Origin of the sequence: Streptomyces sp. ISL-10, from assembly GCF_018614575.1 — a bacterium.
Lineage (GTDB): Bacteria > Actinomycetota > Actinomycetes > Streptomycetales > Streptomycetaceae > Streptomyces.
In genome coordinates this window covers 172,358-198,992 of sequence record NZ_JAGGOJ010000021.1, presented here as the reverse complement: position 1 = coordinate 198,992, position 26,635 = coordinate 172,358, and the positions used below count along the sequence as shown (strand labels likewise).

Annotated in this window: 25 protein-coding genes; 11 read left to right on the top strand and 14 right to left on the bottom strand. The window is 71.6% G+C overall.

Annotated features, from left to right (window positions below):
* The first annotated feature begins 224 nt into the window (after nucleotides 1-224).
* Nucleotides 225-2,654, top strand: a complete 2,430-nt coding sequence (locus tag J7E88_RS25525; protein ID WP_251023165.1) for an ATP-binding protein — start codon at nucleotides 225-227, stop codon at nucleotides 2,652-2,654.
* Nucleotides 2,655-3,348: 694 nt separating this feature from the next.
* Here the strand turns inward: J7E88_RS25525 and nucS are convergent.
* On the bottom strand, nucleotides 3,349-4,011 hold the full coding sequence (gene nucS, locus J7E88_RS25520) for an endonuclease NucS (protein ID WP_215185011.1): 663 nt from the start codon (nucleotides 4,009-4,011) through the stop codon (nucleotides 3,349-3,351).
* A 242-nt stretch (nucleotides 4,012-4,253) separates the two neighbouring features.
* Between nucS and J7E88_RS25515 the strand changes: the two genes are divergently transcribed.
* Nucleotides 4,254-4,646 (top strand): SCO5389 family protein, encoded by a 393-nt coding sequence (locus tag J7E88_RS25515; protein ID WP_215185009.1) that lies wholly within the window; start codon nucleotides 4,254-4,256, stop codon nucleotides 4,644-4,646.
* A gap of 135 nt (nucleotides 4,647-4,781) precedes the next feature.
* On the opposite strand, the gene J7E88_RS25510 is transcribed toward J7E88_RS25515, so the two are convergent.
* On the bottom strand, nucleotides 4,782-5,813 hold the full coding sequence (locus tag J7E88_RS25510; protein WP_215185007.1) for an LLM class flavin-dependent oxidoreductase: 1,032 nt from the start codon (nucleotides 5,811-5,813) through the stop codon (nucleotides 4,782-4,784).
* Nucleotides 5,814-6,027: 214 nt separating this feature from the next.
* Between J7E88_RS25510 and J7E88_RS25505 the strand changes: the two genes are divergently transcribed.
* Complete coding sequence (locus J7E88_RS25505; RefSeq protein WP_215185005.1) at nucleotides 6,028-6,357, top strand: ATP/GTP-binding protein; 330 nt, start codon at nucleotides 6,028-6,030, stop codon at nucleotides 6,355-6,357.
* A 15-nt stretch (nucleotides 6,358-6,372) separates the two neighbouring features.
* Here the strand turns inward: J7E88_RS25505 and J7E88_RS25500 are convergent, their stop codons facing one another.
* From J7E88_RS25500 to mce, 7 genes are all read right to left on the bottom strand, one after another.
* On the bottom strand, nucleotides 6,373-7,206 hold the full coding sequence (locus J7E88_RS25500) for an ABC transporter permease (protein WP_215185003.1): 834 nt from the start codon (nucleotides 7,204-7,206) through the stop codon (nucleotides 6,373-6,375).
* Nucleotides 7,203-8,360 carry an ABC transporter ATP-binding protein gene (locus tag J7E88_RS25495; protein ID WP_215185001.1) on the bottom strand — a complete coding sequence of 386 codons (1,158 nt, stop codon included), beginning with the start codon at nucleotides 8,358-8,360 and terminating at the stop codon, nucleotides 7,203-7,205. The genes J7E88_RS25500 and J7E88_RS25495 overlap by 4 nt, the downstream gene beginning before the upstream one ends.
* A 138-nt stretch (nucleotides 8,361-8,498) precedes the next feature.
* Nucleotides 8,499-9,278, bottom strand: a complete 780-nt coding sequence (locus J7E88_RS25490) for an ABC transporter permease (RefSeq protein ID WP_215184999.1) — start codon at nucleotides 9,276-9,278, stop codon at nucleotides 8,499-8,501.
* Between the two features lie 3 nt (nucleotides 9,279-9,281).
* Nucleotides 9,282-10,265, bottom strand: coding sequence for an ABC transporter ATP-binding protein (locus J7E88_RS25485; protein ID WP_215184997.1), 984 nt, complete (start codon nucleotides 10,263-10,265; stop codon nucleotides 9,282-9,284).
* A gap of 143 nt (nucleotides 10,266-10,408) precedes the next feature.
* Complete coding sequence (locus J7E88_RS25480) at nucleotides 10,409-11,347, bottom strand: cellulose-binding protein (protein WP_215184995.1); 939 nt, start codon at nucleotides 11,345-11,347, stop codon at nucleotides 10,409-10,411.
* 113 nt (nucleotides 11,348-11,460) lie between these two features.
* Nucleotides 11,461-15,501 carry a polarized growth protein Scy gene (scy, locus tag J7E88_RS25475; RefSeq protein WP_215184993.1) on the bottom strand — a complete coding sequence of 1,347 codons (4,041 nt, stop codon included), beginning with the start codon at nucleotides 15,499-15,501 and terminating at the stop codon, nucleotides 11,461-11,463.
* 167 nt (nucleotides 15,502-15,668) lie between these two features.
* Nucleotides 15,669-16,097 (bottom strand): methylmalonyl-CoA epimerase, encoded by a 429-nt coding sequence (mce, locus tag J7E88_RS25470; RefSeq protein ID WP_215184991.1) that lies wholly within the window; start codon nucleotides 16,095-16,097, stop codon nucleotides 15,669-15,671.
* A gap of 143 nt (nucleotides 16,098-16,240) precedes the next feature.
* Here mce and J7E88_RS25465 point away from each other — a divergent pair, with 143 nt between their 5' ends.
* Together J7E88_RS25465 and meaB are read left to right on the top strand one after the other, a co-directional pair.
* A complete protein-coding gene (locus tag J7E88_RS25465) occupies nucleotides 16,241-17,443 on the top strand; it encodes an acetyl-CoA C-acetyltransferase (protein WP_215184989.1) in 1,203 nt (400 codons plus the stop codon).
* Between the two features lie 25 nt (nucleotides 17,444-17,468).
* Nucleotides 17,469-18,425 (top strand): methylmalonyl Co-A mutase-associated GTPase MeaB, encoded by a 957-nt coding sequence (gene meaB, locus J7E88_RS25460; protein ID WP_215184987.1) that lies wholly within the window; start codon nucleotides 17,469-17,471, stop codon nucleotides 18,423-18,425.
* Nucleotides 18,426-18,880: 455 nt separating this feature from the next.
* Here the strand turns inward: meaB and J7E88_RS25455 are convergent, their stop codons facing one another.
* Nucleotides 18,881-19,519 (bottom strand): PepSY domain-containing protein, encoded by a 639-nt coding sequence (locus J7E88_RS25455; RefSeq protein ID WP_215184985.1) that lies wholly within the window; start codon nucleotides 19,517-19,519, stop codon nucleotides 18,881-18,883.
* A 120-nt stretch (nucleotides 19,520-19,639) separates the two neighbouring features.
* On the opposite strand from J7E88_RS25455, the gene J7E88_RS25450 reads away from it, so the two are divergent.
* Nucleotides 19,640-20,305, top strand: a complete 666-nt coding sequence (locus J7E88_RS25450; protein WP_215184984.1) for a response regulator transcription factor — start codon at nucleotides 19,640-19,642, stop codon at nucleotides 20,303-20,305.
* Entirely contained in the window at nucleotides 20,302-21,762 is a 1,461-nt protein-coding gene (locus J7E88_RS25445) for a HAMP domain-containing sensor histidine kinase (RefSeq protein ID WP_215184982.1), read from the top strand. Before J7E88_RS25450 ends, J7E88_RS25445 begins: the two co-directional genes overlap by 4 nt.
* Before the next feature lie 49 nt (nucleotides 21,763-21,811).
* On the opposite strand, the gene J7E88_RS25440 is transcribed toward J7E88_RS25445, so the two are convergent.
* From J7E88_RS25440 to J7E88_RS25425, 4 genes are all read right to left on the bottom strand, one after another.
* Nucleotides 21,812-22,288, bottom strand: coding sequence for a MarR family winged helix-turn-helix transcriptional regulator (locus J7E88_RS25440; protein ID WP_215184980.1), 477 nt, complete (start codon nucleotides 22,286-22,288; stop codon nucleotides 21,812-21,814).
* Between the two features lie 125 nt (nucleotides 22,289-22,413).
* Nucleotides 22,414-23,196 carry an AIM24 family protein gene (locus J7E88_RS25435; RefSeq protein WP_215184979.1) on the bottom strand — a complete coding sequence of 261 codons (783 nt, stop codon included), beginning with the start codon at nucleotides 23,194-23,196 and terminating at the stop codon, nucleotides 22,414-22,416.
* Nucleotides 23,193-23,843 carry an AIM24 family protein gene (locus J7E88_RS25430; RefSeq protein WP_215184977.1) on the bottom strand — a complete coding sequence of 217 codons (651 nt, stop codon included), beginning with the start codon at nucleotides 23,841-23,843 and terminating at the stop codon, nucleotides 23,193-23,195. Before J7E88_RS25430 ends, J7E88_RS25435 begins: the two co-directional genes overlap by 4 nt.
* Nucleotide 23,844: 1 nt before the next feature.
* Nucleotides 23,845-24,483: an AIM24 family protein gene (locus J7E88_RS25425; RefSeq protein WP_215184975.1), complete on the bottom strand. Its 639-nt coding sequence runs from the start codon at nucleotides 24,481-24,483 to the stop codon at nucleotides 23,845-23,847.
* 167 nt (nucleotides 24,484-24,650) lie between these two features.
* Here J7E88_RS25425 and J7E88_RS25420 point away from each other — a divergent pair, with 167 nt between their 5' ends.
* The 4 genes from J7E88_RS25420 to J7E88_RS25405 all read left to right on the top strand — a co-directional run bounded on the left by J7E88_RS25420 (nucleotide 24,651) and on the right by J7E88_RS25405 (nucleotide 26,558).
* Nucleotides 24,651-24,995 carry a DUF3817 domain-containing protein gene (locus J7E88_RS25420; protein WP_215184973.1) on the top strand — a complete coding sequence of 115 codons (345 nt, stop codon included), beginning with the start codon at nucleotides 24,651-24,653 and terminating at the stop codon, nucleotides 24,993-24,995.
* A complete protein-coding gene (locus tag J7E88_RS25415) occupies nucleotides 24,992-25,285 on the top strand; it encodes an MTH1187 family thiamine-binding protein (protein WP_215184971.1) in 294 nt (97 codons plus the stop codon). The genes J7E88_RS25420 and J7E88_RS25415 overlap by 4 nt, the downstream gene beginning before the upstream one ends.
* A gap of 380 nt (nucleotides 25,286-25,665) precedes the next feature.
* Nucleotides 25,666-26,175 carry a MarR family winged helix-turn-helix transcriptional regulator gene (locus tag J7E88_RS25410; RefSeq protein WP_215184969.1) on the top strand — a complete coding sequence of 170 codons (510 nt, stop codon included), beginning with the start codon at nucleotides 25,666-25,668 and terminating at the stop codon, nucleotides 26,173-26,175.
* 53 nt (nucleotides 26,176-26,228) lie between these two features.
* A complete protein-coding gene (locus tag J7E88_RS25405; RefSeq protein WP_215184967.1) occupies nucleotides 26,229-26,558 on the top strand; it encodes a DUF3817 domain-containing protein in 330 nt (109 codons plus the stop codon).
* Nucleotides 26,559-26,635: the final 77 nt, after the last annotated feature.

Below are 26,635 nucleotides of genomic sequence, written 5' to 3'. Positions count from 1 at the left end.
CGTGACGTCCCAGGCGGCGCGGGACCCCGCCGGTTCCGCGACGCCGACGGAGCGTCTAGGGTTCCATCGCCCACCCTTTGAAGGACCCATCAGGTGGGCACCGGACCGAAGCGACGGCGAGCGTGCGAGACAAGGCCGGGAGGGCATCCGCACGCGGCTCGGACCCCAAGATCAAGGATCTTGGCGGAGCGAGGCCGGGCGAACCGTATCTGGGGGCTTTCACCATGAACAACGACAGCTTCGGCGAGGGCGGCTTCGGCGACGGCGGCAGCTTCGGCAACGATGCCGGCTCGGGCAGCGACGGCAGCTCGGGCGGCGACGGCGGCTTCGGCAACGGCCCGGCCCGTCCGCCGCGCGACGCCATCACACCCGCGGGGCAGTCCGCCCCGGCACAGCTGCGCACCGTCAAGCTCGTATCGGGCGACTTCCTGCTCACCGTCAACCCCCTCGACGGCAGTGAGATCGAACCCTGCCCGCCCGGGGAGCAGCCCGAAAGGCCGGCCCGGCGCACCGCGGCCGAACGTGTCGAATTGCAGCGCGCCGCACTGCCGCCCGTACCGCCGGGCCCGGCGTCGCCGCGGCTGCCGCTGCTGGAACGGGGCGAGGAGCGCGAGCGGCTCGTCCGGCTGCTCGGCCAGGGCCGTTCCGTACGGCTCACGGGCCCCGCGGGCTCCGGGCGCAGTACGCTCCTCGACGCCGTCGCCGAGGACTGCGCGGACCTCGCCCCCGACGGTGTCGTTCGCCTGAACGGCCGTCACCGGGCACCCGGAGAGCTGCTCCGGGACCTCTTCGCCGTCGTCTTCTCCGCGCCGCGGCACCGGCCCGACCGCAACGCGCTCGCCGGATTCATCCGCGACATCGGAGCCGTCGTCGTCCTCGACGACCTGGAGTTCGGCGGCACGGCGCTCGACGAGCTGCTCGACGCCGCCCCCGAGTGCGCCTTCCTGCTCGCCGCGACGCCCGACGTCCCCGCGCCCTCCGCTGATTCGCCCCTCGAAGAGGTCTTCCTCGGCGGCCTCGGCCCCGCGACCGCGCTGGAACTGCTCTCGCACATCGTCGAGCGGCCGCTCACGGAGGAGGAGACCAACTGGGCGGGCGACCTCTGGTTCGAGTCCGAGGGTCTGCCCCTGCGCTTCGTCCAGGCTGGTGCGCTGGTGAGGCAGTGCGACGAGCTGCGCGGCGACCCGGACGAGTTCGCAGCGTTCGACGCCACGCGGAGCAGGGACGTATCGCTGCCGACGCTGGCGGAGGGGGCCGCGCCCGCGCCGCTGCTCGCCTCACGGCTCAGCGAGTCCGCGCGCCAGACCCTGCGGTTCGCCGTCGCCCTCGGCGGTGAGGTGCCGCACCAGGCCCATCTGCCGGCGCTCATCGGCGACACCCACGCGGACGCGGCGCTCGGCGAGCTGATGCACTGCGGGCTGCTGTCGCCCGTCGGCACGCGCTACCGCCTGGCGGCCGGAGTGCTCGCCCAGCTGCGGGAGAAGGGCTACGACGAGGACTCCGTCACCCACGCCCACACCGCCGCGCAGCACTACGCCTGGTGGTCGGGCCACCCCTCGGTCACACCCGAGCGCGCGATCGCCGAGGCGGACGCCGTGCTCACCTCGCTGAGCGCGCTGGTGCCCGGCCGGGACGCGGCACACCTCGGCACGGCGGTGCTGCTCGCCCGCAGCGCCGCGCCCGTGTTCGCCGCGGGGCTGCACTGGAACGCCTGGGAGCGGGCCCTGCGGGTCGGCTCGGAGGCTGCCCGCATCGCGGGCAAGGTCGCCGAAGAGGCGTACTTCCACCACGAGTTGGGCGTCCTCGCACTCTGCACCGGCAACCTCGGACGGGCCAGGGCCGAGCTGGAGGCCTCCATCGGCATGCGTGGCGCGCTCGCCGACAAGCGCGGCACGGTCGCGGGGCGGCGGGCGCTGGCGCTCGTCGAGGACCGTACGGCGGGGCTCGCGCCGAAGCCGGAGGCGCTGACCATACGCACGGAGGGGGCGGCGCCGCCCGTGCCGCCGCTGTCGTCGCCGTTCACGACCACGACGCCGCAGCTTCCGCGTACGGGGCCGGCGCAGGAGCCCACGACGCTGATCACCGCCACCGCCCCGCCGGCCCGGCGGGACCTGGCCTTCCTCGGCGGCAACCGCCGCAACGTGGTCGCGGCGGGGGCGGGCGCGCTGCTCGCGGTCGTCCTGGGCACGGTGGTGACGCTCGGGGCCACCTCGGACAAGGAGGACCCGCCGACGGACAAGGTCAGGAACGGGCAGCAGACGGAGGACGACGACCTCCCGGACGACTGGGACGCGCCCGAGGGCCCGGCGGACGACATGTCGGAGGGGCCGGACGACAAGGGCGCGACGAAGAGCCCGTCGTCGACGGCGCGGCCGGGCGCTTCGACGTACCCGGACGCGCCGCCGAGGCCCGGCACGAGCCCCTCGTCGGTCCCGTCCGAACCGGGGAGCCCGTCGGAGACGGAGAAGCCGCCGAGGCCGACGCCGACGCGGTCGACGCCGAAGCCGCCGTCGTCGCCGACGCCGAGCGAGTCGGAACCGCCGTCGCAGTCCCCGTCACCGTCGCCGTCCGGCTCGGAATCGACGTTGCCCGGCGAAGAGACGTCGGCGAGCGGCCCGACGGCGACGGAGAGCTCCTCCGCGCCGTTGATGTGACGAACCCCGGGCCTTTTCCGGCCCGGGGCAACGCGAGGCTCCCTGGCGCGCGGACTCACGCGTCGCGTTTCGGCGACTCCGGGTCTGCGGGCGCGGGCTGGGTTTCCGTGCGCGAGGCGTGCGCCCTGGTCCGTGGGACCAGCCGCCTGGGGTCGGCGCGCGTGCTGCGGAGATGTGGTGGTGGCGTCGGCGGCGGGTGGGGGATCCACGGCGTCGTCGTTGCCCGGCTGCTTGTCACGGGCTGGTGGCGCTGAGGGAGTGGAGTGTGCCGCGCATGCCCGGGTCGGCGCGTCGCCCCGCGGACTCACGCGGGCGCGGGCTGGGTTTCCGTGCGCGAGGCGTGCGCCCTGGTCCGTGGGACCAGCCGCCTGGGGTCGGCGCGCGTGTCGCGGAGATGTGGTGGTGGCGTCGGCGGCGGGTGGGGGATCCACGGCGTCGTCGTTGCCCGGCTGCTTGTCACGGGCTGGTGGCGCTGAGGGAGTGGAGTGTGCCGCGCATGCCCGGGTCGGCGCGTCGCCCCGCGGACTCACGCGGGCGCGGGCTGGGTTTCCGTGCGCGAGGCGCGCCCTGGTCCGCGGGGTGAGGTGCCCCGGGCCGGAGGCAGCACCTGTTGGCCCCTGATGCGCGGCCTCCGGCATGAAGCCGGCGCCGGCCTGCGGGCGTGGCCCGGACGGGCCGTCGGCCCCCAGGGGCGTCAGAACAGGCGGAGCTTGTCGTCCTCGATGCCGCGCAGCGCGTTGTAGTCCAGCACCACGCAGCCGATTCCCCGGTCCGTCGCCAGCACGCGTGCCTGGGGCTTGATCTCCTGCGCCGCGAACAGGCCCTTCACCGGGGCCAGATGCGGGTCGCGGTTCAGCAGTTCCAGGTAGCGGGTCAGCTGCTCCACGCCGTCGATCTCACCGCGGCGCTTGATCTCCACCGCCACCGTCCCGCCGTCCGCGTCGCGGCAGAGGATGTCCACGGGGCCGATCGCCGTAGGGTATTCGCGGCGGATCAGACTGTATCCCTCGCCAAGTGTCTCGATTCGGTCGGCCAGAAGCTCCTGTAGGTGCGCTTCCACGCCGTCCTTGATGAGGCCGGGGTCCACCCCGAGCTCGTGCGAGGAGTCGTGGAGGATTTCTTCCATCGTGATGATCAGTTTCTCGCCCGCTTTGTTCACCACGGTCCACACCTTGTCGTCGCCCTCCTTCAACGTGCAGGGAGGCGACATCCAGTTCAGCGGTTTGTAGGCCCTGTCGTCTGCGTGGATGGACACACTGCCGTCCGCCTTGACCAGGATCAATCGGGGGGCGGAGGGCAGATGGGCGGTGAGCCGGCCCGCGTAGTCCACGGAGCAGCGGGCGATGACGAGACGCATGGTCGGCAACGCTACTCGACCGACGCAGCCCCGCGCGATTCGCCCCGGAAGCCCCCTTCTTATTTGGCCGGTTGTGTTCCCAATCTCCTGGTGCCCTCAAGACACCGCACTTACCGTGGAAGCAGGAGGTTGCCGCTCGTGCACTCTGCGTCGTCCTACATCGTTCGTATGCCGCCGTTTCGTCGGCTACCTCCTTCCCTGCCCGTAAGGCCCCGTTCACCGGGGCCGCGAGAGGAGAACCCATGTCGCTCGACGTCTCACCGGTGCTGTTGGAACAGGCCGAGCGAGGCGAGGTCGACGAAGCAGCTTTCGTCGACTGCGTCCGGACCTCCCTGCCCTACGCATGGGAGATGATCAGTTCTCTGGTGGCTCAGCTGAAGGTGGACGGCGGCGACTTCGCCGACAACCAGACGCCCCCGCCGGACGAGCAGGCACGTGGTCAGCTGCTGCGCGCACTCGCGAGTGACGCCATTCGCGGTGCGCTCCAGCGGCACTTCGGTGTGCGTCTGGCCTTCCAGAACTGCCACCGCGTCGCGGTGTTCCCGCTGGACTCCTCGGTGGACGAGCGGCTGGCCCGCTTCACTTCCGTGCGGGCCCAGCTGCTCAATCAGTCGCCCGAACTGCGCGACTGCTGAGATCTTCCGCTGCCGCCCCGCACCGTGGGGCGCTGTCGTCCCCGCCGGAGCGGCGGCACTGCATGTGTGCACGTGTGCATGCGTACGACTCCGGCCGGGACGACGGGCCCGGTCGGAGACCGCACACGGGCCCGGTCAGGCGAGCTGGGGGAGCACTTCCGCGCCCAGGCGCCGTACGTTCTCCTCGGTGGCCGCCAGATCGCCCGAGCCCTCGGCCAGCAGCGCGAAGCGCCTGATGCCGGTCCGCTCCGCCGTCGCGGCGAGCCGGTCGGCGGCCAGCCGCGGCGTGCCCACCGGGTGCAGCGCGCACAGCAGCTCCGTGTAGGCCACCGGGTCGCGCATCGTGCGCTGCCGGCCGTCGATCGTGACATGCGCCTCCAGGCCCTGCCTGAGCCAGCCCGGCATCGCCTTCACCAGGGTCTCGGTCGCGTCCGCCGCCCGGTCGGCGATCTGGACGACGCCCGCCGACACATGCCCCGCCTCCGCGACCTCGTCGGGGGAGTGGCCCGTGTGGAGCGCATGCGAGCGCCACAGGGCGACCATCTCCGCCTTCTCCTCGTCCCCGCAGTGCATCCCGAGCAGCATCGGCAGCCCGCGCTCGGCGGCGAGCTTCACACTTTTCGGCGACGTACACGCGACGACGACCTCGGGGCCGCCGGGCGGGCCGCCGATCAGCTCGTCGGCACGCGGGACGACCGCGACCTCACGGAAGGAGAACTGCTCCCCGTCCGCGCCGACCCGCGGCTCGCGCAGCCACCGCATCAGCAGATCGAGCGATTCCGGAAACCCGCTCTCGTGCGCCGCGAGTCCCGCGCCGAACACCTCCAGGTCGACCCACGGCCCGCCTCGCCCCACACCGAGCATGAACCGCCCACCGGAGGTGAGGTGCAGCAACGCCGCCTGCTCCCCCAGCGCCACGGGATGGACGCTCGGCAGCACGCTCACGGCCGTGCCGACCCCGATCCGGCGTGTGCGGCCGAGGAGCAGCGCCGCGAGGGTCACCGCCGACGGACACACCCCGTACGGTACGAAGTGGTGCTCCGCCAACCACACGGAGTCCAGCCCGGCTTCCTCCGCCACCTCGGCGGACCGCACCGCGCGGTGCAGCGCCTCCCCCTGCCCCTGCCCCGGGAACTGGGCCGCCAGTACGAAAGTCCCAACGCGCATCGCCTATAGCCTCCTTGCGGCCGACGCGTCACTCCCCCTACCGGCAACAACGTCTGACACGTGCCAAAGGCACGGCCGTGCGTGAAGTTGTTGCGATTGTCCGGTAACCGGCCGCTGTCAGTGGTCACGGTGTCATGGTCGGAAGGGCGAGTGCCCCGGTTCTCGGCCCGTACGCTGGAAAGGATCCGTTCCTCAAAGTCCCGTGAGGTGTCACGTGTCCCCGCGCCGCAACCGCCCCCGAGGCGGCGAGAAGCCGACCGAGCGAGCAGCAGGCGGCGGCGACCGGTACGGCGGGTTCGGGCGCAGCGAGTCGTGGCAGGGCGAGGACTGGTCGGTGCGCCATGTCGCGGGCGCGAGTGCCGCAGGCAAGACGTACCGCTGCCCGGGCTGCGACCAGGAGATCCCTTCCGGCCTCCCGCACGTGGTGGCCTGGCCCGAGCACGGGGGCGTCGAGGACCGGCGCCACTGGCACAAGGCGTGCTGGAACGCGAAGGACCGCCGCACCACGCGGGTGCAGCGGTCCCGTAACGCGCCCAGGTACTGACGCCTTCCGCGACGACTACACGTCGCGGCTGTTGATGACGGCGAACGCGCCGCCCAGCGTCACGGCGGTGATGCCGAGCATGATCCACACCGGCTCCCAGCCGACCGGACCCGTGGAGCCGCCGGCCGCGGCCTCGCCGTAGATGCTGATGAGCTGGCTCGGGATCGCGTAGTCCAGCAGGAACTCCTGCACGTCCGCGAGCGACTCCGAGAACATGAACATGGCCGCGACGAGCGGCAGCAGCATCAGGCCGATCATGATCGTGATCGCGCCGGCCGAGTGCCGGATCATGGTGCCGACGGCCAGCGACAGCAGGCCGATCGAGGCGACGAACAGCGCCACGCCGACCGTTGCGCGCAGCCACTCGTCCCCGGTGGGCTCGGCGGTGTCCACCATGCCCACCTGGATGAGGGCGACGAGCGCGGCGAAGACCACCGTGATGGTGAAGACGAGGAGGAAGAAGACGATCGCCTTGGCGGCCAGCACCCGCGTGCGGCTGGGGCAGGCCGTCAGGGTCGTACGGATCATGCCCGTGCCGTACTCGGAGGCGATCGTCAGCACGCCCAGCGTCATCACGCAGATCGTGCCGAGCAGCACGCCGAAGAAGCCGAAGCCGAGCGCCGACTCGCCCTGCAGGTCGACATCGCTGGCGGCCACGATCGCGGCGACGGCCAGACCGATTCCGAGCATCAGCACGATCATCACGCCGAGCGTCCACATCGTGGAGCGCACCGAGCGGATCTTGGTCCACTCGGAGGCGAGGGCGTCCCCGAGGTGCGCGCCGCGGACCGGGATCGGGGATGCGTACGTGGGGGCCGCGGCCCCCGGCTGCTGGTAGGGGGTGGTCATCGGGCGTCCTCGGGCTTGTTCGGGTCGGCGGGGGCGGCGGCAGGAGGAGCAACGGGCGGAGCGGCCGGCGGCGCGGGCTGCACGGGCGCGCCCGGTGCCACCGCCGCGTACGGGTTCTGCCCGGCTCCGGGCGGCGGCGGGGCGTACCAGCCCTGCTGCGGGACCTCGGGGATCTGCGGCTGCTGCGGCGGCAGGTAGCCCATCGGCTGCTGCTGCATCAGCCCCGCCTTCTGGTCATCGGTGGAGCGGTAGTCGACGGCACCCTGCGTCATCCGCATGTACGCCTCCTCCAGCGATGCCTGGTGCGGCGAGAGCTCCCACAGCCGGACGTCCGCCTCATGGGCCACGTCGCTGATCCTCGGCAGCGCCAGCCCGGTGACGCGCAGGGCGCCGTCCGGCTCGGACATGACCTGTCCGCCCGCCTCGGTCAGCGCCGCCGACAGCTTCTCCCGCTGCTGCGCGTCGGTCTGCGGCGTGCGCACGCGGGCGAAATCGGCCGAGTTGTGGGAGATGAAGTCCTTGACGCTCATGTCCGCGAGCAGCTGGCCCCGGCCGATGACGATCAACTGGTCGGCCGTGAGGGCCATTTCGCTCATCAGGTGCGAGGAGACGAAGACCGTGCGGCCCTCGGCGGCCAGCTGCTTCATCAGATTGCGCACCCAGAGGATGCCTTCGGGGTCGAGTCCGTTGACCGGCTCGTCGAAGAGCAGCACCTGCGGGTCGCCTAGCAGCGCCGCGGCGATGCCGAGCCGCTGCCCCATGCCGAGCGAGAAGCCCTTGGAGCGGCGCTTGGCGACGTCCTGGAGACCGACGACGCCGAGCACCTCGTCCACCCGGCGGGCCGGGATGCCGGACAGCTGTGCCAGCGACAGCAGGTGGCTGCGCGCGCTGCGCCCGCCGTGCACGGCCTTGGCGTCCAGCAGCGCACCGACCTGCCGCGGCGCGTTCGGCAGCTGCCGGTACGGCCGGCCGCTGATGGTGACCTGCCCCGAGGTCGGCTTGTCGAGTCCGAGGATCATGCGCATGGTCGTGGACTTGCCGGCGCCGTTGGGCCCGAGGAACCCGGTGACGGCGCCGGGCCGCACCTGGAAGGAAAGGTTGTACACGGCTGTCTTGGCGCCGTAGCGCTTCGTCAGGCCGACTGCCTCGATCATTCTCCAGCCCCATCGACATTCGGGTCGTCGGGGCACAGGCCTTGCATGCCGTACGCCCCCGTAAGAGTTAGGAGGATATCCGTGCCTTGACGGTTCCGTTCAAGCCTGTGCCATTGCCCCGCCTCGTGAGCGCGCCGCCTACGCGTCCCGCTTCTTCAGCACCAGGAAGCCGCCGATCAGCGCCGCCACCACCCACAGCAGCATGATGCCCAGGCCGCCCCAGGGGCCGTAGGAAGAGTCCCCGCTGTTCATCGCACCCGGGACCACCTGCATGATCTTGGCGCCGGCCTGGTCGGGGAAGTAGCGCGCCACGTCCCTCGCGCCCGGGACCGCGGAGAGGATCTGGGACACCAGGAAGAAGAAGGGCATCAGGATGCCCAGCGACAGCATCGAGCTGCGCAGCATCGCCGCGACCCCCATCGAGAAGATCGCCATCAGGCCCATGTAGATGCCGCCGCCGACCACAGCGCGCAGCACGTTTTCCTCGCCGATCGTCGTGCGGTGCTCGCCCAGCAGCGCCTGGCCGAGGAAGAAGGTGAGGAAGCTCGTCGCCATCCCCACCGCCAGCGCCAGCAGTCCGGCCACCGCGATCTTGCTGTAGAGGAAGGTGGCGCGTTGCGGCACGGCCGCGAGCGAGGTGCGGATCATGCCGGAGCTGTACTCCGTGCCGACCACCAGGACGCCGAAGACCACCATCGCGAGCTGGCCGAGCACCATCCCCGAGAAGCTGATGAGCGTCGGGTCGAAGGTCAGCCGCTCGGCCTCGGGCAGATCGTCGAAGGTGGAGTTCATCAGCGCGCAGAGCGCGGCGCTCAGGGCGACCGTGACCGCGAGCGCGCAGATCAGGGTCCAGCGCGTCGAGGAGACCGTACGGATCTTGGTCCACTCGGACTGGAGAACGGCGGGTACGGATGCCATCGGTCAGGCTCCCTCGTTGCGCGGGGCCCACTGCGGGGCGGCGGTGCTGGTGGCGGCCGGTGCGGGGGGCGGTCCGGCCTGGCCGGTGGAATGCGCGTGGTACTCCACGGCGCCGGCCGTCATCTGCATGAACGCCTCCTCCAGCGAGGCCCGTTGGGCGCTGAGCTCGTGCAGCACGATCCCGTGCTCCGCGGCCAGCTCGCCCAGCTGTTCCGTGGAGGCCCCGTCGATCTCGAGTGCGCTGCCCGACTCGACGGCGATCAAGCCGGCCGTTTGCAGCGCGTCCAGCAGCTTCTCGCGCTGGGGAGTGCGGAGCCTGACATAACTGCGGGAGTTCTCATGAATGAAATCGGCCATCGATGTATCGGCGAGCAGCCTGCCCTGGCCGATGACGATCAAGTGGTCGGCGGTCAGCGCCATTTCACTCATCAGATGGGAGGAGACGAAGATCGTCCGGCCTTCGGCGGCAAGGGCCTTCATCAGATTGCGGATCCAGTGAATTCCCTCGGGGTCCAGACCATTGACCGGTTCGTCGAACATCAGGATCTCCGGATCGCCGAGCAGTGCAGAAGCGATTCCGAGCCGTTGGCCCATACCGAGCGAGAAGCCCTTGGTCTTCTTGCGTGCCACCGACGTCAGCCCCACCACGTCGAGGACCTCGGCCACGCGGCTCGCCGGGATCCGGTTCGCCTGCGCCAGGCAGAGCAGGTTGTTGTAGGCGCTGCGGCCGCCGTGCATCGCCTTGGCGTCCAGCAGCGCGCCGATGTACTTGAGCGGTTCGTCCAGATCCCGGTAGTGCTTGCCGTCGATCCGGACGGTGCCACTGGTGGGGTTGTCCAGATCGAGCATCATGCGCATCGTCGTCGACTTGCCCGCGCCGTTGGGACCGAGGAAACCGGTCACCATTCCGGGGCGGACGCTGAAGGACAGATGGTCGACGGCGACCTTCGTACCGAAGTGCTTGGTGAGGCCCTTGAGCTCGATCATGCGTTCACGCTACGGGGGCGTGGCGGCCCACGCCACCGGGTTCGCCCAACGGACAAGGCCGTTTCGCGCAGGGGCCGGCGACGCGCGAGTGCCCGGTGCCGAAGCGGCACCGGGCACTCGTCGGATCCGGCCTGCGGAAGGCGTCAGCGGGTCTGCTGCGCCGGAACCCCGCGGGAGATCGGCTCGTCGTCCGCCGGCGTACCCGCCGCGGCGACGGCCGCACCGGTCAGCGTCGCCAGCATCTCGCGGACGTTGGTCAGCTGGGCGTTGATCGAGTCGCGGCGGTTCGTCAGCGCCGCCAGCTCGCGCTCCGATTCGCTGCGGATACGGTCGGCCTTGGCGTTCGCGTCGGCCACGATGTCCTCGGCCTGACGCTGCGCGGTCTCCACCGTCTGACGGGCCCTGCGCTCCGCGTCCGTGCGCAGCTTCTCGGCCTCCAGGCGCAGCTGCTCGGCGCGGTGCTCGATCTCCGCCAGGCGCTTCTCCGCCTTCGCCTGACGCGAGGCCAGGTCGCGCTCCGACTGCTCGCGGCGCTTGGCCAGGTTCGTCTCGAAGTCCGCGGCGGCCTGGGCGGCCTTGGCGCGGGTCTCCTCGAAGAGCGCGTCCGCCTCCTCGCGCTTGGACTGCGCGTCCTTCTGCGCCTCGGCGCGCAGCGTGTTCGCCTCGCCCTGGGCCTTCTCGACGATGCGGACGCCCTCGTCCTCGGCCTTGGCCTTGCGCTCGGCGGCGAACGACTCGGCGTCGTTGCGCACCTGCTGGGCGGCGGACTCCGCCAGCTCACGGTGCTGATCGGCCGCGCGACGGGCCTCCTCGCGCAGGTCCTTCGCCTCCTCCTCCGCGAGGCGGAGGATCTTCTCGACACGGGCGCCGAGCCCGGCGTACGACGGCTCGGCGTCGTTGACCTGGGCCTGGGCGTTCTGCGTCTCGAGGTGGAGCTCCTCGATGCGCTTTTCCAGAGAGGTGATTCGGGCCAGAGCACTATCACGGTCGGCGACGAGTTTGGTAATGCGGTCGTCCACCTGACCGCGGTCGTAACCACGCCGCACGAGCTCGAAGCCGAAGGGGGAGGAAGTGTCGCTCATGGGGTTCCTGTCAATGAGACCGGTGAGGTGTTAGGGGGAATCCTAGGGGCCGAAGCGGCGTGTCATCGAGCGGATGCCGGTTTGATCTGGAGAATGTCCAGCCTTTTGAGTGGCTAGCCGTCGGACGACTTGCCACTCGAACGTGTAACCCCCGCTGACGCACCCGCCTTGACGGTCCCGCCACCCGAGCCGCCATTGCCCGAAGCCTTACCCCCCGGCGCCTCGAAAGACTCCAACGCCTCAAGAACGTCCTGGACGCGCGAAATCTCGGCCTGGATGTCCTCGCGCCTGCGCACCAGCACATCGAGCTCGCGCTTGCCCTCGGCGATCGTGCGCTCGGCCTCGCGGTCCGCCTCGGCCTTCACGCGCTCGGCCTCCCGGATCAGTTCGGCCTTCTTGGTCCCGGCCTCCTTCAGCAGGGCCTCCGCCCTCTTCACGGCGGCGATCCTGACCTTGCCGGCTTCCGAATCGGCATCCGACACCAGCTGCTTGGCCTTGGCCTCCGCCTCGGCCCGCTGCTCCTCGGCCGCCTTGACCAGCTTGTCGACGCGCTCGCCCGCCGTCCTCAGCTGCTCCGCGGTCTCCCGGCGGGCCCGCTCGTGGAGTTCCTCGATCTCGCTCTCGATCCGGGCCCGCAGCTCCTCGGCGCGGTCCCTTATCGCCGTGGCGTCCCGGCGGGCGCCGACCAGCAGCTCGTCGGCGTCCGTACGCGCCTTCTCCACCCGCGAGTTGCCCTCGACGGTCGCCTCGACGACGATCCGCTCGGCCTCCTTGCGCGCTGCGCCGACCATCGTGTCGGCCTGCTCCTCCGCCTCGGTGGCCGCGCGGAGCGCCTCCTCCTGCACCTTCGCCATCAGCTGGTCGGCCTGCTCGGCGGCGTCCGCGCGACGCTTCGCCGCCGCCTCGCGCGCCTCGTCCAGCAGCCGGTCCGCCTCGGCCCGCGCCTCGCCGCGCACCTGCTCGGCGGTGGCCTCCGTCTCGGCGCGGTGCCGCTCGGCCTCCACCCGCATCCGCTCGGCGGCCTGCTGCGCGGAGCCCACCGTCTCGGCGGCCTCGGCGCGCATCCGCTCGGCGTCGCCGGCGGCTTCGGCCCGCACCCGCTCCGCCTCCGCGGCCGTCTTCGCTGCGATCCGCTCGGCTTCGCCCGTCGCCTCGGCGATCAGCTGGTCGGCCTGCGCCGCCGCGTCGGCACGGCGCTTGTCCGCCGCCTGCCGCGCCTCGTCGAGCACCTGCTCACGGTCGCTACGCACGGCCGCGCGCATCTGCTCGACCTCGGCCTCGCCGTCCACCTTGATCTGTTCGGCCTCGGTGAGCAGCCGTGTCGCGTCCGCCTCCGCGGCGGCCAGCACCTCGGCGGCCTCCGTGCGCATCCGCTCGGCTTCGCTGGTCGCCTCGCCGACCAGCAGATCCGCCTGGGCGGCCGCCTCCGAACGGATCCGGTTCGCGTCCTCGCGCGCCTCCGCGCGCGCCCGCGCCGCGTCCTGCTCGGCGGCGGCGAGCGAGTCCGACGCCTCGGTGCGCATCCGCTGCGCGTACTCCGAGGAGTCCGCCCGCAGGCGCTCCGCCTCGGCCATCGCCTCGGCCACGGTCCGCTCGGACAGCGCCTGCGCCGCTTCGGTCTCCTCCTGGGCCCGCTCCCGTAGCCTCGCCGCGTCCTCGGAGGCACGCTCCCGCTCCGCGTACGCGTCGGCGCGGACCCGGTCCGCCTCCTCCTGCGCCTCGCCCCGGGTGCGCTCCGCCGCGTGCTCGGCGGCGCTGCGCAGCCCGGCGATCTCCTGCTCGGCCTGCTCCTGGAGCCCGTTGACGGAGTCCCGTACCTGCTGGGCGGTCTGCTCGGCGGCCGAGACCATCTCGGTGGCCCGCCGGTCCGCCTCCTCCACCAGCCGCTGCGCCTCGGCCTGGGCCTGCTCGACCCGCTTGCGGGCGGACGCCAGCAGCTCCTCGCTCTGCTCGCGGGCGTGCTCACGCTCCTGGCCGGCCTCGGCGCGCGCGGAGTCGAGGGTCTCCTCGGCCTCCCGGCGCCGACGGGCCGCCTCCTCCTGCGCGGCCGCCAGCGCCTCGGCGGCCTCCGCGCCGACCCGCTCCGCGGCCGCCGCCGCCTCCGCCCGCACCCGGTCGGCGGTGTCCTGGGCCTCGGTGCGCAGCCGCTCCGCCTCGGTCGCCGCGTCGCTGGTGAGCCGTACGGCGACGGCCTCGGCCTCCGCGCGGGCGGCCGACGCGTCGGCCGCGGCCTCGGTGCGCAGCCGCTCCGCCTCCTGCTCGGCCTGCGCCTGGAGGGTGCGCAGCCGCTCCGCGGCCTCGGTGCGCAGCCGCTCGGTCTCCTCCGCCGCCTCGCGGCGGATCCGCTCGCCCTCCGCACGGGCTCCGGCGAGGTTCTCCTCGGCGCTCGCGAGCCTGGCCTCGGCCTCGTTGTGCAGGCGCGTCAGCTCCTCGGCCGCATCGGCCTGCCGGGCCGCGATGCCGCGCTCGGTCTCCGCACGCAGCTGCTCGGCGGCGGACTCGGCCGCCGCACGCACGCCGTCCGCCTGCTCCTCGGCCTCCGCGCGCAGCCGGTCCGCCTCGGCGCGGGTGCGCTCCAGCGTCTCCTCGGCCTGCTTGCGCAGTGAGGTGGCGCGCTCGATCGCCTCGGTGCGCACCTTCTCGGAGTCGCCCGCCGCCTTCGCCCGCAACTCGTCCGCGTCCGTACGCGCCTTGGTCAGCAGCTCCTCGGCGGTCCTGGCCGCCTCCTCGATCTGCTGGACGGCCTCGCGCCGCGCCTCGCCGCGGATCCGCTCGCCCTCGGCGACCGCCTCGGCGCGCAGCTGCTCGGCCTCGCCGCGCAGCCGGCGCGCCTCCTCCTGCAGCTCGACCGTCTTGGCCCGGTACTCCTTGGTGTCGTCCTTGGCCGCGCCCTTGAGCTGGTCGGCCTGCTCGGCCGCCTCGCCGCGCAGCCGGTCCGCCTCCGCCTCGGCCTCGCGCCTGATCCGCTCGGCCTCCTCGCTCGCCGCGCGGGTGGTGGCCCTGGCGTCCTCGGACGCCTTGGTCAGCACCTCCTCCGCAGTGCGGGCGGCCTTGGCGAGCTGGGCGGCGGAGTCCTCGGCGGCGGCCGTACGGGCCTTCTCGGTGGCGTCCGCGAGCAGCTTCTCCGCCTCGGCGCGGGCGTCCGCGAGCGCCTGCTCCGCGTCCGTCTTGAGCGCCTCGGACTCCTTGGTGGCCTCGGCGACGAGGCGGGCGATCTCCGCCTTGGCCGTGCGGGTGCGCTGCTCGTTGACCGACTCGGCCGACGACAGCTGCTTGGCCGCGGACTCCTTGGCCTCGGTGACCAGCTTCTCGGCCTCCGCCCGCGCCTCGCGGAGCTTCTCCTCGGCCTCGTGCATCCGCGCCTCGGCGGTGCGGCTGAGCTCCGCGGCCTGCTGGCGGGCCTGGTCGGACTCGGCGGTGGTCGACGAACGCAGCTGCTCGGCGTGGGAGGTCGCCTCCTGCGCCTGGTTGGAGGCCGCGGTCAGCAGCCGCTCGGCGTCCTTGCGGGCACGCAACAGGATCGCTTCGGCCTCGGCGCGGGCCGTCTCGGCCTCGCTGCCGAGCCGCCGGCGGGCCTCCTCGCTGATCCTGGCGGCCTCGGCACGCGCCGCGGCGAGGGACTGCTCGGCCTCGGCGCGGGACTGTTCCAGCAGCCGCTGGGCCTGCGACTCGGTGCGGGCACGCAGCTGCTCGGCCCAGGCGACGTTCTCGTTGACATGCGACTCGACGGTCTGGCGGCGCTCGGCCAGCTCCTGGTCAAGACGCTGCCTGCGCTGCACCGCCTCGGCGTGCAGCTCGGCCTGCAGGCGTGCCTGGTGCTCGGCGTGCTCCTGAAGAATGCGCTGGGTCTGGGCGCGTGCCTCGCGCAGCTCCCGCTCGGCGTCCGAGCGCAGCTGGTCCGCCTGGATCTGGGCATTACGGAGCAATTGCTCGGCCTGGTAGCCGAGGTCGGCGCTGTCATAGGCAGGGCGGGAGGCGAGAGTGCGGCGCGCCTCATGGAGTTTGGCGCGCAACACCTCGACTTGGTAGCCGAGGTCCTCGGCATGCTGGACGGCCTTCTCCCGCTCGGTCTTCAGCCGGTCCATCTCGGCTTCGAACCGCGAGAGGTGGTCGTCGTCAGCTCGGTGGCTCTCCTGGCGTTCGTAGCCCCGCACTGCGCGGTCCCATCCGTCCCCTGGTCGCAACTGTCTCCACACGAGCACCGTTCGCCGGCGAACGGCCCCCCGGGGAATGGTGACAGATCAAAGACGGAGACGCGGCACGGCCCCGACCCGGCCCCGGCCCGGAACGGCTCACTCTACCGGGCCGGGAAACGTGTCGGTCAGTGCTCCGTTGCAGAGGTGACGAGTTCGGTGAGAACGCCGTGGCAGTCCTTGGGGTGCAGGAAGGTGATACGCGATCCCATGGAGCCGATACGCGGTTCGTCGTACAGCACGCGTACACCCTTGTCCCGGATGTCCTGCGCGTCGCCGTCCACGTCGGCGGTGCCGAAGGCGATGTGGTGCACCCCCTCGCCGTTCTTCGCCAGCCACTTGCCCACCGCGGAGTCCTCCCGGGTGGGCTCCAGGAGCTGGAGGTAGGAGGCGCCGCCGTCGGACGTCTCGTTGATCTTGAGCATGGCCTCCCGTACGCCCTGCTCTTCGTTGACCTCGGAGTGGAAGACCTCGAAGCCGTAGGTGGCACGGTAGAACTCGACAGTCCTGTCCAGGTCGAAACAGGCGATCCCGATGTGGTCGATTCGCGTCAGCATTGCTCCAGTGCAGCCCCCGGCGGCCGGTTACGCAACGTGCGCGCGATCACACCGGCCGACCGGTGACCGGCGACGGTACCGCTCAGTACATTTGAGTAAACCCTCGTTCACTCCTCAGCTGCGGCTGAAAGGGGATCCTGCACATGTCTGGAACGACAGGTACCACCTCCGTGATCGTCGCGGGTGCCCGTACGCCCATGGGCCGCCTGCTCGGCTCGCTCAAGTCCTTCTCCGGCGCCGACCTCGGCGGCTTCGCCATCAAGGCCGCCCTCGACCGCGCGGGCATCGGCGGCGACCAGGTGCAGTACGTGATCATGGGTCAGGTGCTCCAGGCGGGCGCCGGCCAGATCCCCGCCCGCCAGGCCGCCGTCAAGGCCGGCATCCCGATGAACGTCCCGGCTCTCACCGTCAACAAGGTGTGTCTGTCCGGTCTGGACGCCATCGCGCTCGCCGACCAGCTGATCCGCGCCGGCGAATTCGACGTGGTCGTCGCCGGCGGCCAGGAGTCGATGACCAACGCGCCGCACCTGCTGCCGAAGTCCCGTGAGGGCTACAAGTACGGCGCGATCGAGATGCTCGACGCCATGGCGTACGACGGCCTCACCGACGCCTTCGAGAACGTCGCCATGGGCGAGTCCACCGAGAAGCACAACACCCGCCTCGGCATCCCGCGCGAGGTGCAGGACGAGATCGCGGCGCTCTCCCACCAGCGGGCCGCCGCCGCGCAGAAGAACGGCCTCTTCGAGGCGGAGATCACGCCCGTCGAGATCCCGCAGCGCAAGGGCGACCCGATCCTGTTCTCCAAGGACGAGGGCATCCGCGCCGAGACGACCGCCGAGTCGCTGGGCAAGCTGCGCCCGGCGTTCGCGAAGGACGGCACGATCACCGCGGGCACGTCCTCGCAGATCTCGGACGGCGCCGCGGCCGTCGTCGTGATGAGCAAGGCCAAGGCCCAGGAGCTGGGCCTGGAGTGGATCGCCGAGATCGGCGCCCACGGCAATGTGGCCGGCCCCGACAACTCCCTGCAGTCGCAGCCGTCCAACGCCATCCGGCACGCCCTGAAGAAGGAGGGCCTGGAGGTCGAGGACCTCGACCTCATCGAGATCAACGAGGCGTTCGCCGCCGTCGCCCACCAGTCAATGAAGGACCTCGGCGTGACGCCGGAAATGGTGAACGTGAACGGTGGCGCGATCGCGCTCGGCCACCCCATCGGCATGTCCGGCGCGCGCGTGGTGCTCCACCTGGCGCTCGAGCTCAAGCGCCGTGGCGGCGGCGTCGGTGCGGCGGCGCTGTGCGGTGGCGGCGGTCAGGGCGATGCGCTGATCGTCCGCGTACCGGCCAAGTAACCCGCCAGGCAAGGAGCGATACGTGATGGTGGACGTCCCCCAGTTGGTCGCCCAGGCGAGGGAGGGCCGGCCGCGTGCGGTGGCCCGGCTGATCTCACTCGTGGAGGGGGCGTCCCCGCAGCTGCGCGAGGTGATGGCGACGCTGGCTCCGCTGACCGGCGGGGCTTACGTGGTGGGCCTGACGGGCTCGCCGGGCGTCGGCAAGTCGACCTCCACGTCCGCGCTGGTCTCCGCCTACCGGCGGGCCGGGAAGCGGGTCGGCGTCCTGGCCGTCGACCCGTCCTCGCCCTTCTCCGGCGGAGCGCTGCTGGGCGACCGGGTCCGGATGTCGGACCACGCCTCCGACCCGGGCGTCTACATCCGCTCGATGGCCACCCGCGGCCATCTGGGCGGCCTGGCGTGGGCCGCGCCGCAGGCGATCCGCGTCCTGGACGCGGCCGGCTGCGACGTGATCCTGGTGGAGACGGTGGGCGTCGGCCAGTCCGAGGTGGAGATCGCCTCCCAGGCAGACACCTCCGTGGTGCTGCTCGCGCCCGGCATGGGCGACGGCATCCAGGCGGCGAAGGCCGGAATCCTGGAGATCGGCGACGTGTACGTCGTCAACAAGGCCGACCGGGACGGCGCGGACGCGACGGCCCGGGAGCTGAACCACATGCTGGGCCTCGGCGAGGCCCGCGGCCCGGGCGACTGGCGGCCTCCGATCGTGAAGACGGTCGCGTCGCGGGGCGAGGGCGTGGACGAGGTCGTCGAGGCGCTGGAGAAACACCGCGCCTGGATGGAGGAGCACGGCGTGCTCGCGGAACGCCGGGCCCGCCGGGCAGCGACCGAGGTCGAGACGATCGCGGTCACGGCGCTGCGCGAACGCATCGGCGACCTCCATGGCGACCGCCGCCTGGGCGCGCTGGCGGCGCGCATCGTGGCGGGCGAGCTGGACCCCTACGGAGCGGCGGACGAACTGGTGGCGGGCCTGACACAGTCGTAGGCGGGCTGACGCGCAGGAGCAGGCCGGGGGTTCTTCTTCCGGCCCACCCCGGGGCTGCGCCCGGGACTCCGGGCCGGGCCTCGGCGGGCGGGTTCGGAGGGCTTCGGTCCTGGCCGGTACGGCATGCGGGCGTGGTGTCGGATTTGCCTGCGGCCTGACGGCCGCGTGTCCCGGCCCGGGCCCCCGCTCCGCTTTCCGTGACCGGGGGCAGGCCCGGGGCCGGCCTGACGCCGGCCGGGCGGAGTTCGGGGGCTTCGGCCCTGGCCTCGGTACGGGCGCGCTGCCGGCCGGGCCGCCTTGTTCCGCGGGCTTCGCGGCTCCGCCACGCCCCCAACGCCCCGACGGCCGTTCGGCGGTGGGCGCGCAGCGAATGCGGCCGTCGGCGCTTGAGGCGCTGGGCCCCTGCCGGGCGCCAGGCCGTAGGGGACGAGCCCCCGGGGCAGCGCCCCCGCGCGTCAGTCGTCCGAGGCGTCGTCGTCCTGGGGGTGCGACACCTTCCCCGTCCTCGCGTCGACCCTCGCCTCGGTCTCGTCGTCGGCCTTGCCGTCGTGGAGTTCGACCTCCCAGTGGGCGCCTCCGTCGTCGTCGAAGTCGACCGACGTCACCGTTGCGCCCGGGTGGGCCCTGAGCGCCGCCGACACCGCCTCGTTGGCGTCCACCGACGCGGACCGCAGCGCCGCGCGGTCGTGGCGGTCATCTGCGTCGTCATCCCCGTCGTCCCCGTCGACCACCCGCGCCGTGCCGTTCGAGCTGTCGACCCTCAGTTCATGCGTCCGGTCGTCCTTGCCGAGCACGTCGACCTCCCAGTGGCCGTCGCCGTCGTCGGCCAGGTCGACGGAGTCCACCGTGCCCGGCGTCTGCTTCAGGGCCGCGGCAACGGCCTCCGACAGCGTGACCGACCCGGCGGGGGCTGCCAGCTCCTCGTCGTGGTCGTCGTCATCCCGAACGGCCGTCGTCGTGCTCGTCGACGCCGACGCCGACGCCGACGCCGACGACGATGTCGACGCGTCGGCCGACACCGCCACGGCCGTGTACGCGCCGCCACCCACCAGTACCGCCGCTGCCACCGTCGCGATCACCAGGTTGCGCTTCATCAGGGGGCTCTCCCAGTCGTGTTGTCGTTCAGCAACGGGACCCACTGTCGCCGCGGCATGCTGAAGCGGGCCTGAAGCCACCTGAAGAGATCTTCAGCCTCGGTTTGCGACCCTGAGCGCATGAGGTTGTTGATCGTGGAGGACGAGAAGCGGCTCGCCCTGTCCCTCGCCGCGGGACTGACGGCCGAGGGATACGCCGTGGACGTCGTCCACGACGGTCTGGAGGGCCTGCACCGTGCCGCCGAGGGCGTGTACGACCTGGTCGTGCTCGACATCATGCTCCCCGGCATGAACGGCTACCGTGTCTGCGCCGCTCTCCGGGCCGCCGGGCACGACGTGCCGATCCTGATGCTCACCGCCAAGGACGGCGAGTACGACGAGGCCGAGGGGCTCGACACCGGCGCGGACGACTACCTCACCAAGCCCTTCTCGTACGTCGTCCTCGTCGCCCGTGTGAAGGCTCTGCTGCGCCGCCGCGGCCGTGCCGGCGGCTCGCCCGTGCTGGCGGTCGGCGACCTGCGCGTGGACACCGCCGCCCGCCGGGTGTTCTGCGGGGAGGACGAAGTGACGCTGACCGCCAAGGAGTTCGCGGTGCTCGAGCAGCTCGCGACGCGTGCCGGAGAGGTGGTCGGCAAGCCCGGGATCCTCGACCACGTCTGGGATTTCGCCTACCAGGGCGATCCGAACATCGTCGAGGTCTACATCAGCGCACTGCGCCGCAAGCTCGGCGCCGCCCGTATCCAGACCGTGCGCGGCGCCGGCTACCGCCTGGTGGCGGCGTCATGAGGTCGGTACGGGCACGGGCCGCGCTCGGCGCCACCCTCGTCGTCGCCGTCGCGCTGATCGCCGCGGGCGCGGCCGTCCTGCTGGCGCTGCGCTCCAGCCTCATCGACCGGACGGACCTTCAGGCCGAGGTCGTGGCCCGCGAGGTGGCCTCGCAGATCGCCCTCGACACGCCGCTCGACCGGTTGGAACTGCCGGACGACGAGGAACGGCCCGTGCAGATCGTCGAGGAGGGCGGACGGGTGGCGGCCGTCAGCGAGGGCCTGGAGGCGATCTCCGGGACGTCGCGCACCGCCGTCGCGCCCCAGCCATCGGCGCCGGCGCCGCCCGGCGGTGACGACGACGATGACGATGACGACGACCCCGCCCGCGGCGAGGTGTCGAACGACGCGCCGTGGTTCACCTCCGGCACGGCCACGGTCGACGGTGAACCCGGCGACTACCGATTCGCCGCCGTCGAGGTGACCTCCGGCCGGGAGCAGCGCACCTACACCGTGCACGCCGGGGCACCGCTGGCGACCGAGCAGGACGCCGTCGGCACGGTCCGCGAGGCGATGCTCGTCGGCCTGCCGCTGCTGCTCGCCGTGGTCGGCTCCGTGACCTGGCTGGTCACCCGGCGTGCGCTGAGGCCCGTGGAGGGCATCAGGAGCGAGATGGCGGCCATCACCGCGTCCGAGGACCTCTCCCGCCGCGTCCCCGAGCCCGCCTCCCGCGACGAGGTGGCCCGGCTGGCCCGTACGACCAACGAGACGCTGGCGGCGCTCGAGGCATCGGTCGAGCGGCAACGCCGTTTCGTCGCGGACGCCTCGCACGAGCTGCGCAGCCCCATCGCCTCGCTGCGCACCCAGCTCGAAGTGGGGGCGGCGCACCCCGAGGTGCTGGACGTGCCGGGGGCGGTGGAGGACACCGTACGGCTTCAGCAGCTCGCAGCGGACCTGCTGCTGCTCGCGCGGCTGGACGCGGGGGAGCGGCCGGGGCTGACGCGCCTCGACGCGGCACTGCTGCTGCGCGAGGAGGTGGCTCTGGGGGCGCCTCCTGGTCCCGAAGGGCCCGGGGGGAGGACGGGTGACCGGATCCCGGTCGAGGTGAGGGCGGAGGACGGGCTCGAAGTGGTGGGCTCTAGGGGTCAGCTGGCCCGGGTGCTGAGAAATCTGCTGGACAACGCGCAGCGGCACGCGGCAGCTTCGGTCACCGCGTCCGTACGGGAGGACCGCGGCCGGGTCGTGTTCGCGGTCGGTGACGACGGGTCGGGCGTGCCCGAGGAGCAGCGGGAGCGGATCTTCGAGCGGTTCGTGCGCCTGGACGACGCCCGCAGCCGGGACGAGGGCGGGGCCGGTCTGGGGCTCGCCATCGCCCGTGATGTGGCGCGGCACCACGACGGGACGCTCACGGTGAGCCGTTCCCCGGCGGGCGGAGCGCTGTTCGAGCTGCGCCTGCCGCGCGCGGCGGAGCCCTCGTAGGGCGGGCGCGGGCCGGGGTGGCGGCCCCGGGACCCTCGGCCCGGGGGTTTCAGAGTTTGCCGCGCCGCCCGCGCAGGTGGTCCGCGACCGGGGACAGGGCCTCCCGCAGGTCGGAGAGCGCCTCGGGCGTCAGCAGATCGATGAAGTGCTTGCGCACGGAGGCGACGTGGTGCGGGGCGACCTTCTGCATCGTCGCGATGCCGTCGTCGGTCAGCACCGCGTACAGGCCGCGCCGGTCCGACTCGCAGTTCTCCCGTCGGACGAGCCCGGCGTTCTCCATACGGGTGATCTGGTGCGAGAGGCGGCTCTTGGACTGCAGCGTGGCGGCGGCGAGGTCGCTCATCCGCATACGCCGTTCCGCCGACTCGGAGAGGTTGACCAGGATCTCGTAGTCGTTGTTGGTCAGGCCGAACGGCTGGAGGTCCTTCTCGAGCTGATGCATCAGGAGTTTGTTGACCTCCAGGTGCGTGCGCCACGTGCACTGCTCGTCATCGGTCAGCCAGCGAGTGGCCGTCTCGGTCTCCATATAAGCATTCTACCTAAGAAGTTGAAAAGCGGACGAAGTTGGGGGGTGTGACGTCCGGCACCTGTGCCACCCGAAGGCCGCACAGGGTGCGCAGACGTTCGACGTCACACTCCGCAGACTACCGCTCACAGCCCGAAGCGACGCTGGAGGTCCCCGAGCTGGCCGGGAAGGCGCGGTGCGGATCCGGGTTGACCGGCACCTCCACCGAGAGGACGACCGCCAGGAACGCCCGGTTCCGCCCCTACGGCGCCCGTCGGCTGCTCCGGCATCAGCACCTCGCTCGACTGCAGCAGCACCGTACCCGCACCGACGAACTCGAACTGGTGCTCCTCGCCCGAGGCCCCGCCGATCCCGGTGAGCGCCCGCAGTCCGCCCATCACGCCCGTCATATAGCCGTGATCGTAGTGGTGGCAGGGGGAGGGGCAGTCCGCCCACCCCACCAGCGCCTGCGGATCCACCCTGATCGGCGGCTCCATGAACACCACAGGGCCGTTGGAGGCCGCCACGAACTTCCCCGTCCCGATCAGGGTCAGGAAGCCCGGCACGATCGACTGTTTCAGCGCCAGCGACGGCTGGTAGGCGAGCAGGTTCCCCGACCGGATCGTCAGATTGCCGTCCTCGAGGTCGTAGGAGTTGACGTCGAAGGCACGGTCGGCGAGCAGCATCTTGCCGCTGCCCTCGGCCACCACCCAGTCGCCGGCGTGCAGCGGCGAATGGAAGGACGTCCGCAGCAGCCGGTCGAACCGGCCGTGGCCGATTCCGTTGAAGTCGATGCGCCCGTAGTAGGCGATCATCTTGCCCTTCTGCAGGAACCACTGGCTGCCCTTGAGTTCCACACAGAAGGTGTACGCGTCGACGTTGTCGTCGCTCGGAAGGGTCGTCGGGTCGTGGATGACGGGCGTGCTCACAGCTTCTCCTCCGACGCCTGGACGTACACCGCACCACTGCCGCTGAGCTCCAGCTGGAACGCCTCGCCCGAGCCGCGCCCCACCATGTCGCGCCAGCCGAGCGCCGTGGAGAGCTTGTTGCGCACGTCACCGTGGTGCGCGACGTACGCCTGGGGGTCGACATGGACAGCGCGGCCCGGAGTGATCGGCAGCTCGATCATCCCTCCGTGCGCCATCACCGCGACCGCGCCGTGGCCCGCCAGGGTCGTGGTGAACAGCCCCTGCCCGCTGACCTGACCGCGCACCATGCCCATGACCCCGCCCTGCGAGCCCATGAACATCGTGCCCTGCTGAAGGCTGCCGTCGAAGGCGAGCAGCCGGTCGGCCTCGACGTACAGGGTGTCGCCGGTCAGCTGGATCACCTGGATGTGGTGGCCGCCGTGGCCGAACATCACCGTGCCGTTGCCCTCGACGGTCATCAGCGGCGTCGCCTCGCCCGCCACTCGCCGGCCGATCATGGACATCAGGCCGCCCTGGCCGCCCTGGACGTTCGGGGTGAAGGAGACGTCCCCCTTGTAGGCGAGCATCGCGCCGCGCTGGGAGTACAGCGTCTGACCGGGCGACACGGTCGCCTCGACCATCTTCGAGTTGATCTCACGGAACGGCATCTCAGACGTCCCCTCCCACCGTGTCGCGCTCGCTCGGCTGGACGTAGACCAGTCCGTCGCCCTCGAAGCGGATCTGGAACGCCTCGCCGCCGCCCTCGCCCATGAACGTCCGGAACGTCACGCCGGACTGGAAGTCCTGGCGCAGGTTGCCCTGGTGGGCGATGTACGCGCCGGGATCGACGGTGAGCGGGTACTGCGGGGTCACCCGGAGGATCACCGCCGTGCCGTCGGACATGAGCGCGGCCTGGCCCGTGCCCTCGACGGTGGTCGTGAACAGGCCGTTGCCCTGGGAGGCGCCACGCAGGCCGGTGAAGCTCGTGCCGGTGCGCAGTCCGCCGTCGGTGCACAGCAGATTGCTCGCCTCGACGTAGAGCTTGTCCCCGTGCAGCCGCACCAGGTTGATCTCGCTCGCCCGGTCGGCGAAATAGCAGGTGCCCTGCCCCTTCACCTCCATGATTTCCATCTGCTCGCCGGTGAGCCGGCGGGTGACCATCCCGCGGATGCCCTCACCGCCGCCGGACATCTTCTTGAAGGCCATCTGGCCGTCGTACGCGACCATCGAGCCGTTCTTCGCTTTGACGGCGTCGCCGGTCATGTCGACGGCGAGCACCTTGCTGCCTTGGAGTCGGAACGTTGCCACGCAGTGACGTTATCCGGTGGTCTGTGCCCCGGACAGGCCCTCAAGGAGGATCCGGACCCTGACAAAGGCGTGGCAAAGGGAGCTGCCACAATGGGGCCGGCGTTTGTGCATTCATTCACAAGATCGCCTGCCCGGCCATGCCCGCTCCGACGTCGAAGGTGCCTTCCGTGGACATCAAGACCGCCTCCTCCCTCCACCGCCTCCGCCTGGTCTCCACGCCGGAGGCCGTGTCGTTCCTCCTGCTGCTCGTCTGCTCAGTGCTCAAGCGGACGACGGACTTCAACGCGGTCCCGGTCACGGGTGCGATCCACGGCGTGCTCTTCATCCTCTACGTCCTGTTCTGGCTGGACGCCTGGAACCGCACCAAGTGGAACCTGAAGACGGCCGCGCTCTACTTCGTGCTCTCGGTCCTGCCCTTCGGCGGCTTCTTCGCCGAGCGCAAGCTCAGGCGTGCGGCCGAGGATGCGGTCGTCGCCTCCCGCGCCCGTCAGGAAGGCACGGTCAAAGCATGATCGTCTCGTTCTCCGTCACGCCCCTCGGCGTCGGTGAGGACGTCGGTGAGTATGTCGCCGACGCCGTCCGCGTGGTGCGCGAGTCGGGCCTGCCCAACCGTACGGACGCGATGTTCACCTCGATCGAGGGCGACTGGGACGAGGTGATGGACGTCGTCAGGCGCGCCGTCGCCGCGGTCGAGGCCCGTGCCCCACGCGTCTCCGTCGTTCTGAAGGCCGACATCCGCCCCGGCGTCACCGACGGTCTGACCTCCAAGGTCGACACTGTGGAACGGCATCTGCGGGCCTGATCAGCCGCCTCTTCGTGAACCCCCGTTCCTGCGGCCGGGGGTTTCTCATGTCCTGGGGCTCTGGGCCCTGGGCCCTGGTGTCCTGGGGACCAGGCCGCCTTCCCGGCTGATGCCGCCCGCCGCTCCCGGATCGCGCTCCCGCTCGCCGCGGCCGGCCTGGCGCCCGTGGTCGGCTGCGCGGGGCTGCCAGGCCTCGCCTGGGCGCTGGTCCTGCTGGTGCGGACGGGCGTGAGCGCGGCCTACCCCCTCGGGGCGCCGCAGCGGGGGAGCGGGCCCGGCGCCGGGCCGGTATGCCGCCGGAGCGGCAGCGTCACCAGCAGTTCCGACCGAAGAGCGAGACGGGGCTGACCACGATATGACCAGTCGGTAAGGTCGGTGCCGTGCCGAAGCCGCTCAGTCTTCCCTTCGATCCCATCGCCCGCGCCGACGAGCTCTGGCAGCAGCGATGGGGGCCCGTGCCCTCGATGGCAGCGATCACCTCCATCATGCGCGCGCACCAGATCCTGCTCGCCGAGGTCGACGCCGTCGTCAAGCCGTACGAGCTGACCTTCGCCCGCTACGAGGCGCTGGTGCTCCTGACCTTCTCCAAGGCGGGCGAGCTGCCCATGTCGAAGATCGGCGAGCGTCTGATGGTTCACCCGACCTCCGTGACGAACACCGTCGACCGCCTGGTGCGGTCCGGCCTGGTCGACAAGCGGCCCAATCCCAACGACGGGCGCGGCACACTCGCCTCCATCACCGACAAGGGCCGCGAGGTGGTCGAGGCCGCCACCCGAGAGCTGATGGCGATGGACTTCGGACTCGGCGTGTACGACGACGAGGAGTGCGCCGAGATCTTCGCGATCCTGCGGCCACTGCGGGTGGCGGCGAGCGACTTCGAGGAGAAGTAGCCCCGGGCAACCCCGGCGAGGATCGCCCCTTGCGCCCGGTTACGCTCGATGCCATGAAAGCGAATGTGCTGACCCGCTACCGGGTGATGGCCTACATCACCGCCGTGTGGCTGCTCGTGTTCACCGGCGCCATCGCCTTGAAGTACGGGTTCGACACCGGCGACACCATGCTGATCTCGCAGATCCACGGTGTGCTGTTCATCATCTACGTCGTCTTCGCCTTCGACCTCGGCTCCAAGGCGAAGTGGCCCTTCGGCAAGCTGCTGTGGGTGCTGGCCGCCGGCTGCATCCCGTTCGCCTCCTTCTTCGTCGAGCCGAAGGTCACCCGCGAGGCCCGCGCCCTGATCACGGACGGCGCGGCCCCGGTCGAGGCCGAGGCGTAACACCGTGTGACGGCCGCGAGCAAGGCTCGTGGCCGTCAGCCGTCGACATTTACTAGGACGTCCTAGTAAATTCGAAG

Excerpts from the sequence above, each read along its gene's own strand:
- J7E88_RS25525 (WP_251023165.1), top strand. The coding sequence starts at position 225 with ATGAACAACGACAGCTTCGGCGAGGGCGGCTTCGGCGACGGCGGCAGC.
- nucS (WP_215185011.1), bottom strand. The coding sequence starts at position 4,011 with ATGCGTCTCGTCATCGCCCGCTGCTCCGTGGACTACGCGGGCCGGCTC.
- J7E88_RS25515 (WP_215185009.1), top strand. The coding sequence starts at position 4,254 with ATGTCGCTCGACGTCTCACCGGTGCTGTTGGAACAGGCCGAGCGAGGC.
- J7E88_RS25510 (WP_215185007.1), bottom strand. The coding sequence starts at position 5,813 with ATGCGCGTTGGGACTTTCGTACTGGCGGCCCAGTTCCCGGGGCAGGGG.
- J7E88_RS25500 (WP_215185003.1), bottom strand. The coding sequence starts at position 7,206 with ATGACCACCCCCTACCAGCAGCCGGGGGCCGCGGCCCCCACGTACGCA.
- J7E88_RS25495 (WP_215185001.1), bottom strand. The coding sequence starts at position 8,360 with ATGATCGAGGCAGTCGGCCTGACGAAGCGCTACGGCGCCAAGACAGCC.
- J7E88_RS25490 (WP_215184999.1), bottom strand. The coding sequence starts at position 9,278 with ATGGCATCCGTACCCGCCGTTCTCCAGTCCGAGTGGACCAAGATCCGT.
- J7E88_RS25485 (WP_215184997.1), bottom strand. The coding sequence starts at position 10,265 with ATGATCGAGCTCAAGGGCCTCACCAAGCACTTCGGTACGAAGGTCGCC.
- J7E88_RS25480 (WP_215184995.1), bottom strand. The coding sequence starts at position 11,347 with ATGAGCGACACTTCCTCCCCCTTCGGCTTCGAGCTCGTGCGGCGTGGT.
- mce (WP_215184991.1), bottom strand. The coding sequence starts at position 16,097 with ATGCTGACGCGAATCGACCACATCGGGATCGCCTGTTTCGACCTGGAC.
- J7E88_RS25465 (WP_215184989.1), top strand. The coding sequence starts at position 16,241 with ATGTCTGGAACGACAGGTACCACCTCCGTGATCGTCGCGGGTGCCCGT.
- meaB (WP_215184987.1), top strand. The coding sequence starts at position 17,469 with ATGGTGGACGTCCCCCAGTTGGTCGCCCAGGCGAGGGAGGGCCGGCCG.
- J7E88_RS25455 (WP_215184985.1), bottom strand. The coding sequence starts at position 19,519 with ATGAAGCGCAACCTGGTGATCGCGACGGTGGCAGCGGCGGTACTGGTG.
- J7E88_RS25450 (WP_215184984.1), top strand. The coding sequence starts at position 19,640 with ATGAGGTTGTTGATCGTGGAGGACGAGAAGCGGCTCGCCCTGTCCCTC.
- J7E88_RS25445 (WP_215184982.1), top strand. The coding sequence starts at position 20,302 with ATGAGGTCGGTACGGGCACGGGCCGCGCTCGGCGCCACCCTCGTCGTC.
- J7E88_RS25440 (WP_215184980.1), bottom strand. The coding sequence starts at position 22,288 with ATGGAGACCGAGACGGCCACTCGCTGGCTGACCGATGACGAGCAGTGC.
- J7E88_RS25430 (WP_215184977.1), bottom strand. The coding sequence starts at position 23,843 with ATGCCGTTCCGTGAGATCAACTCGAAGATGGTCGAGGCGACCGTGTCG.
- J7E88_RS25415 (WP_215184971.1), top strand. The coding sequence starts at position 24,992 with ATGATCGTCTCGTTCTCCGTCACGCCCCTCGGCGTCGGTGAGGACGTC.
- J7E88_RS25405 (WP_215184967.1), top strand. The coding sequence starts at position 26,229 with ATGAAAGCGAATGTGCTGACCCGCTACCGGGTGATGGCCTACATCACC.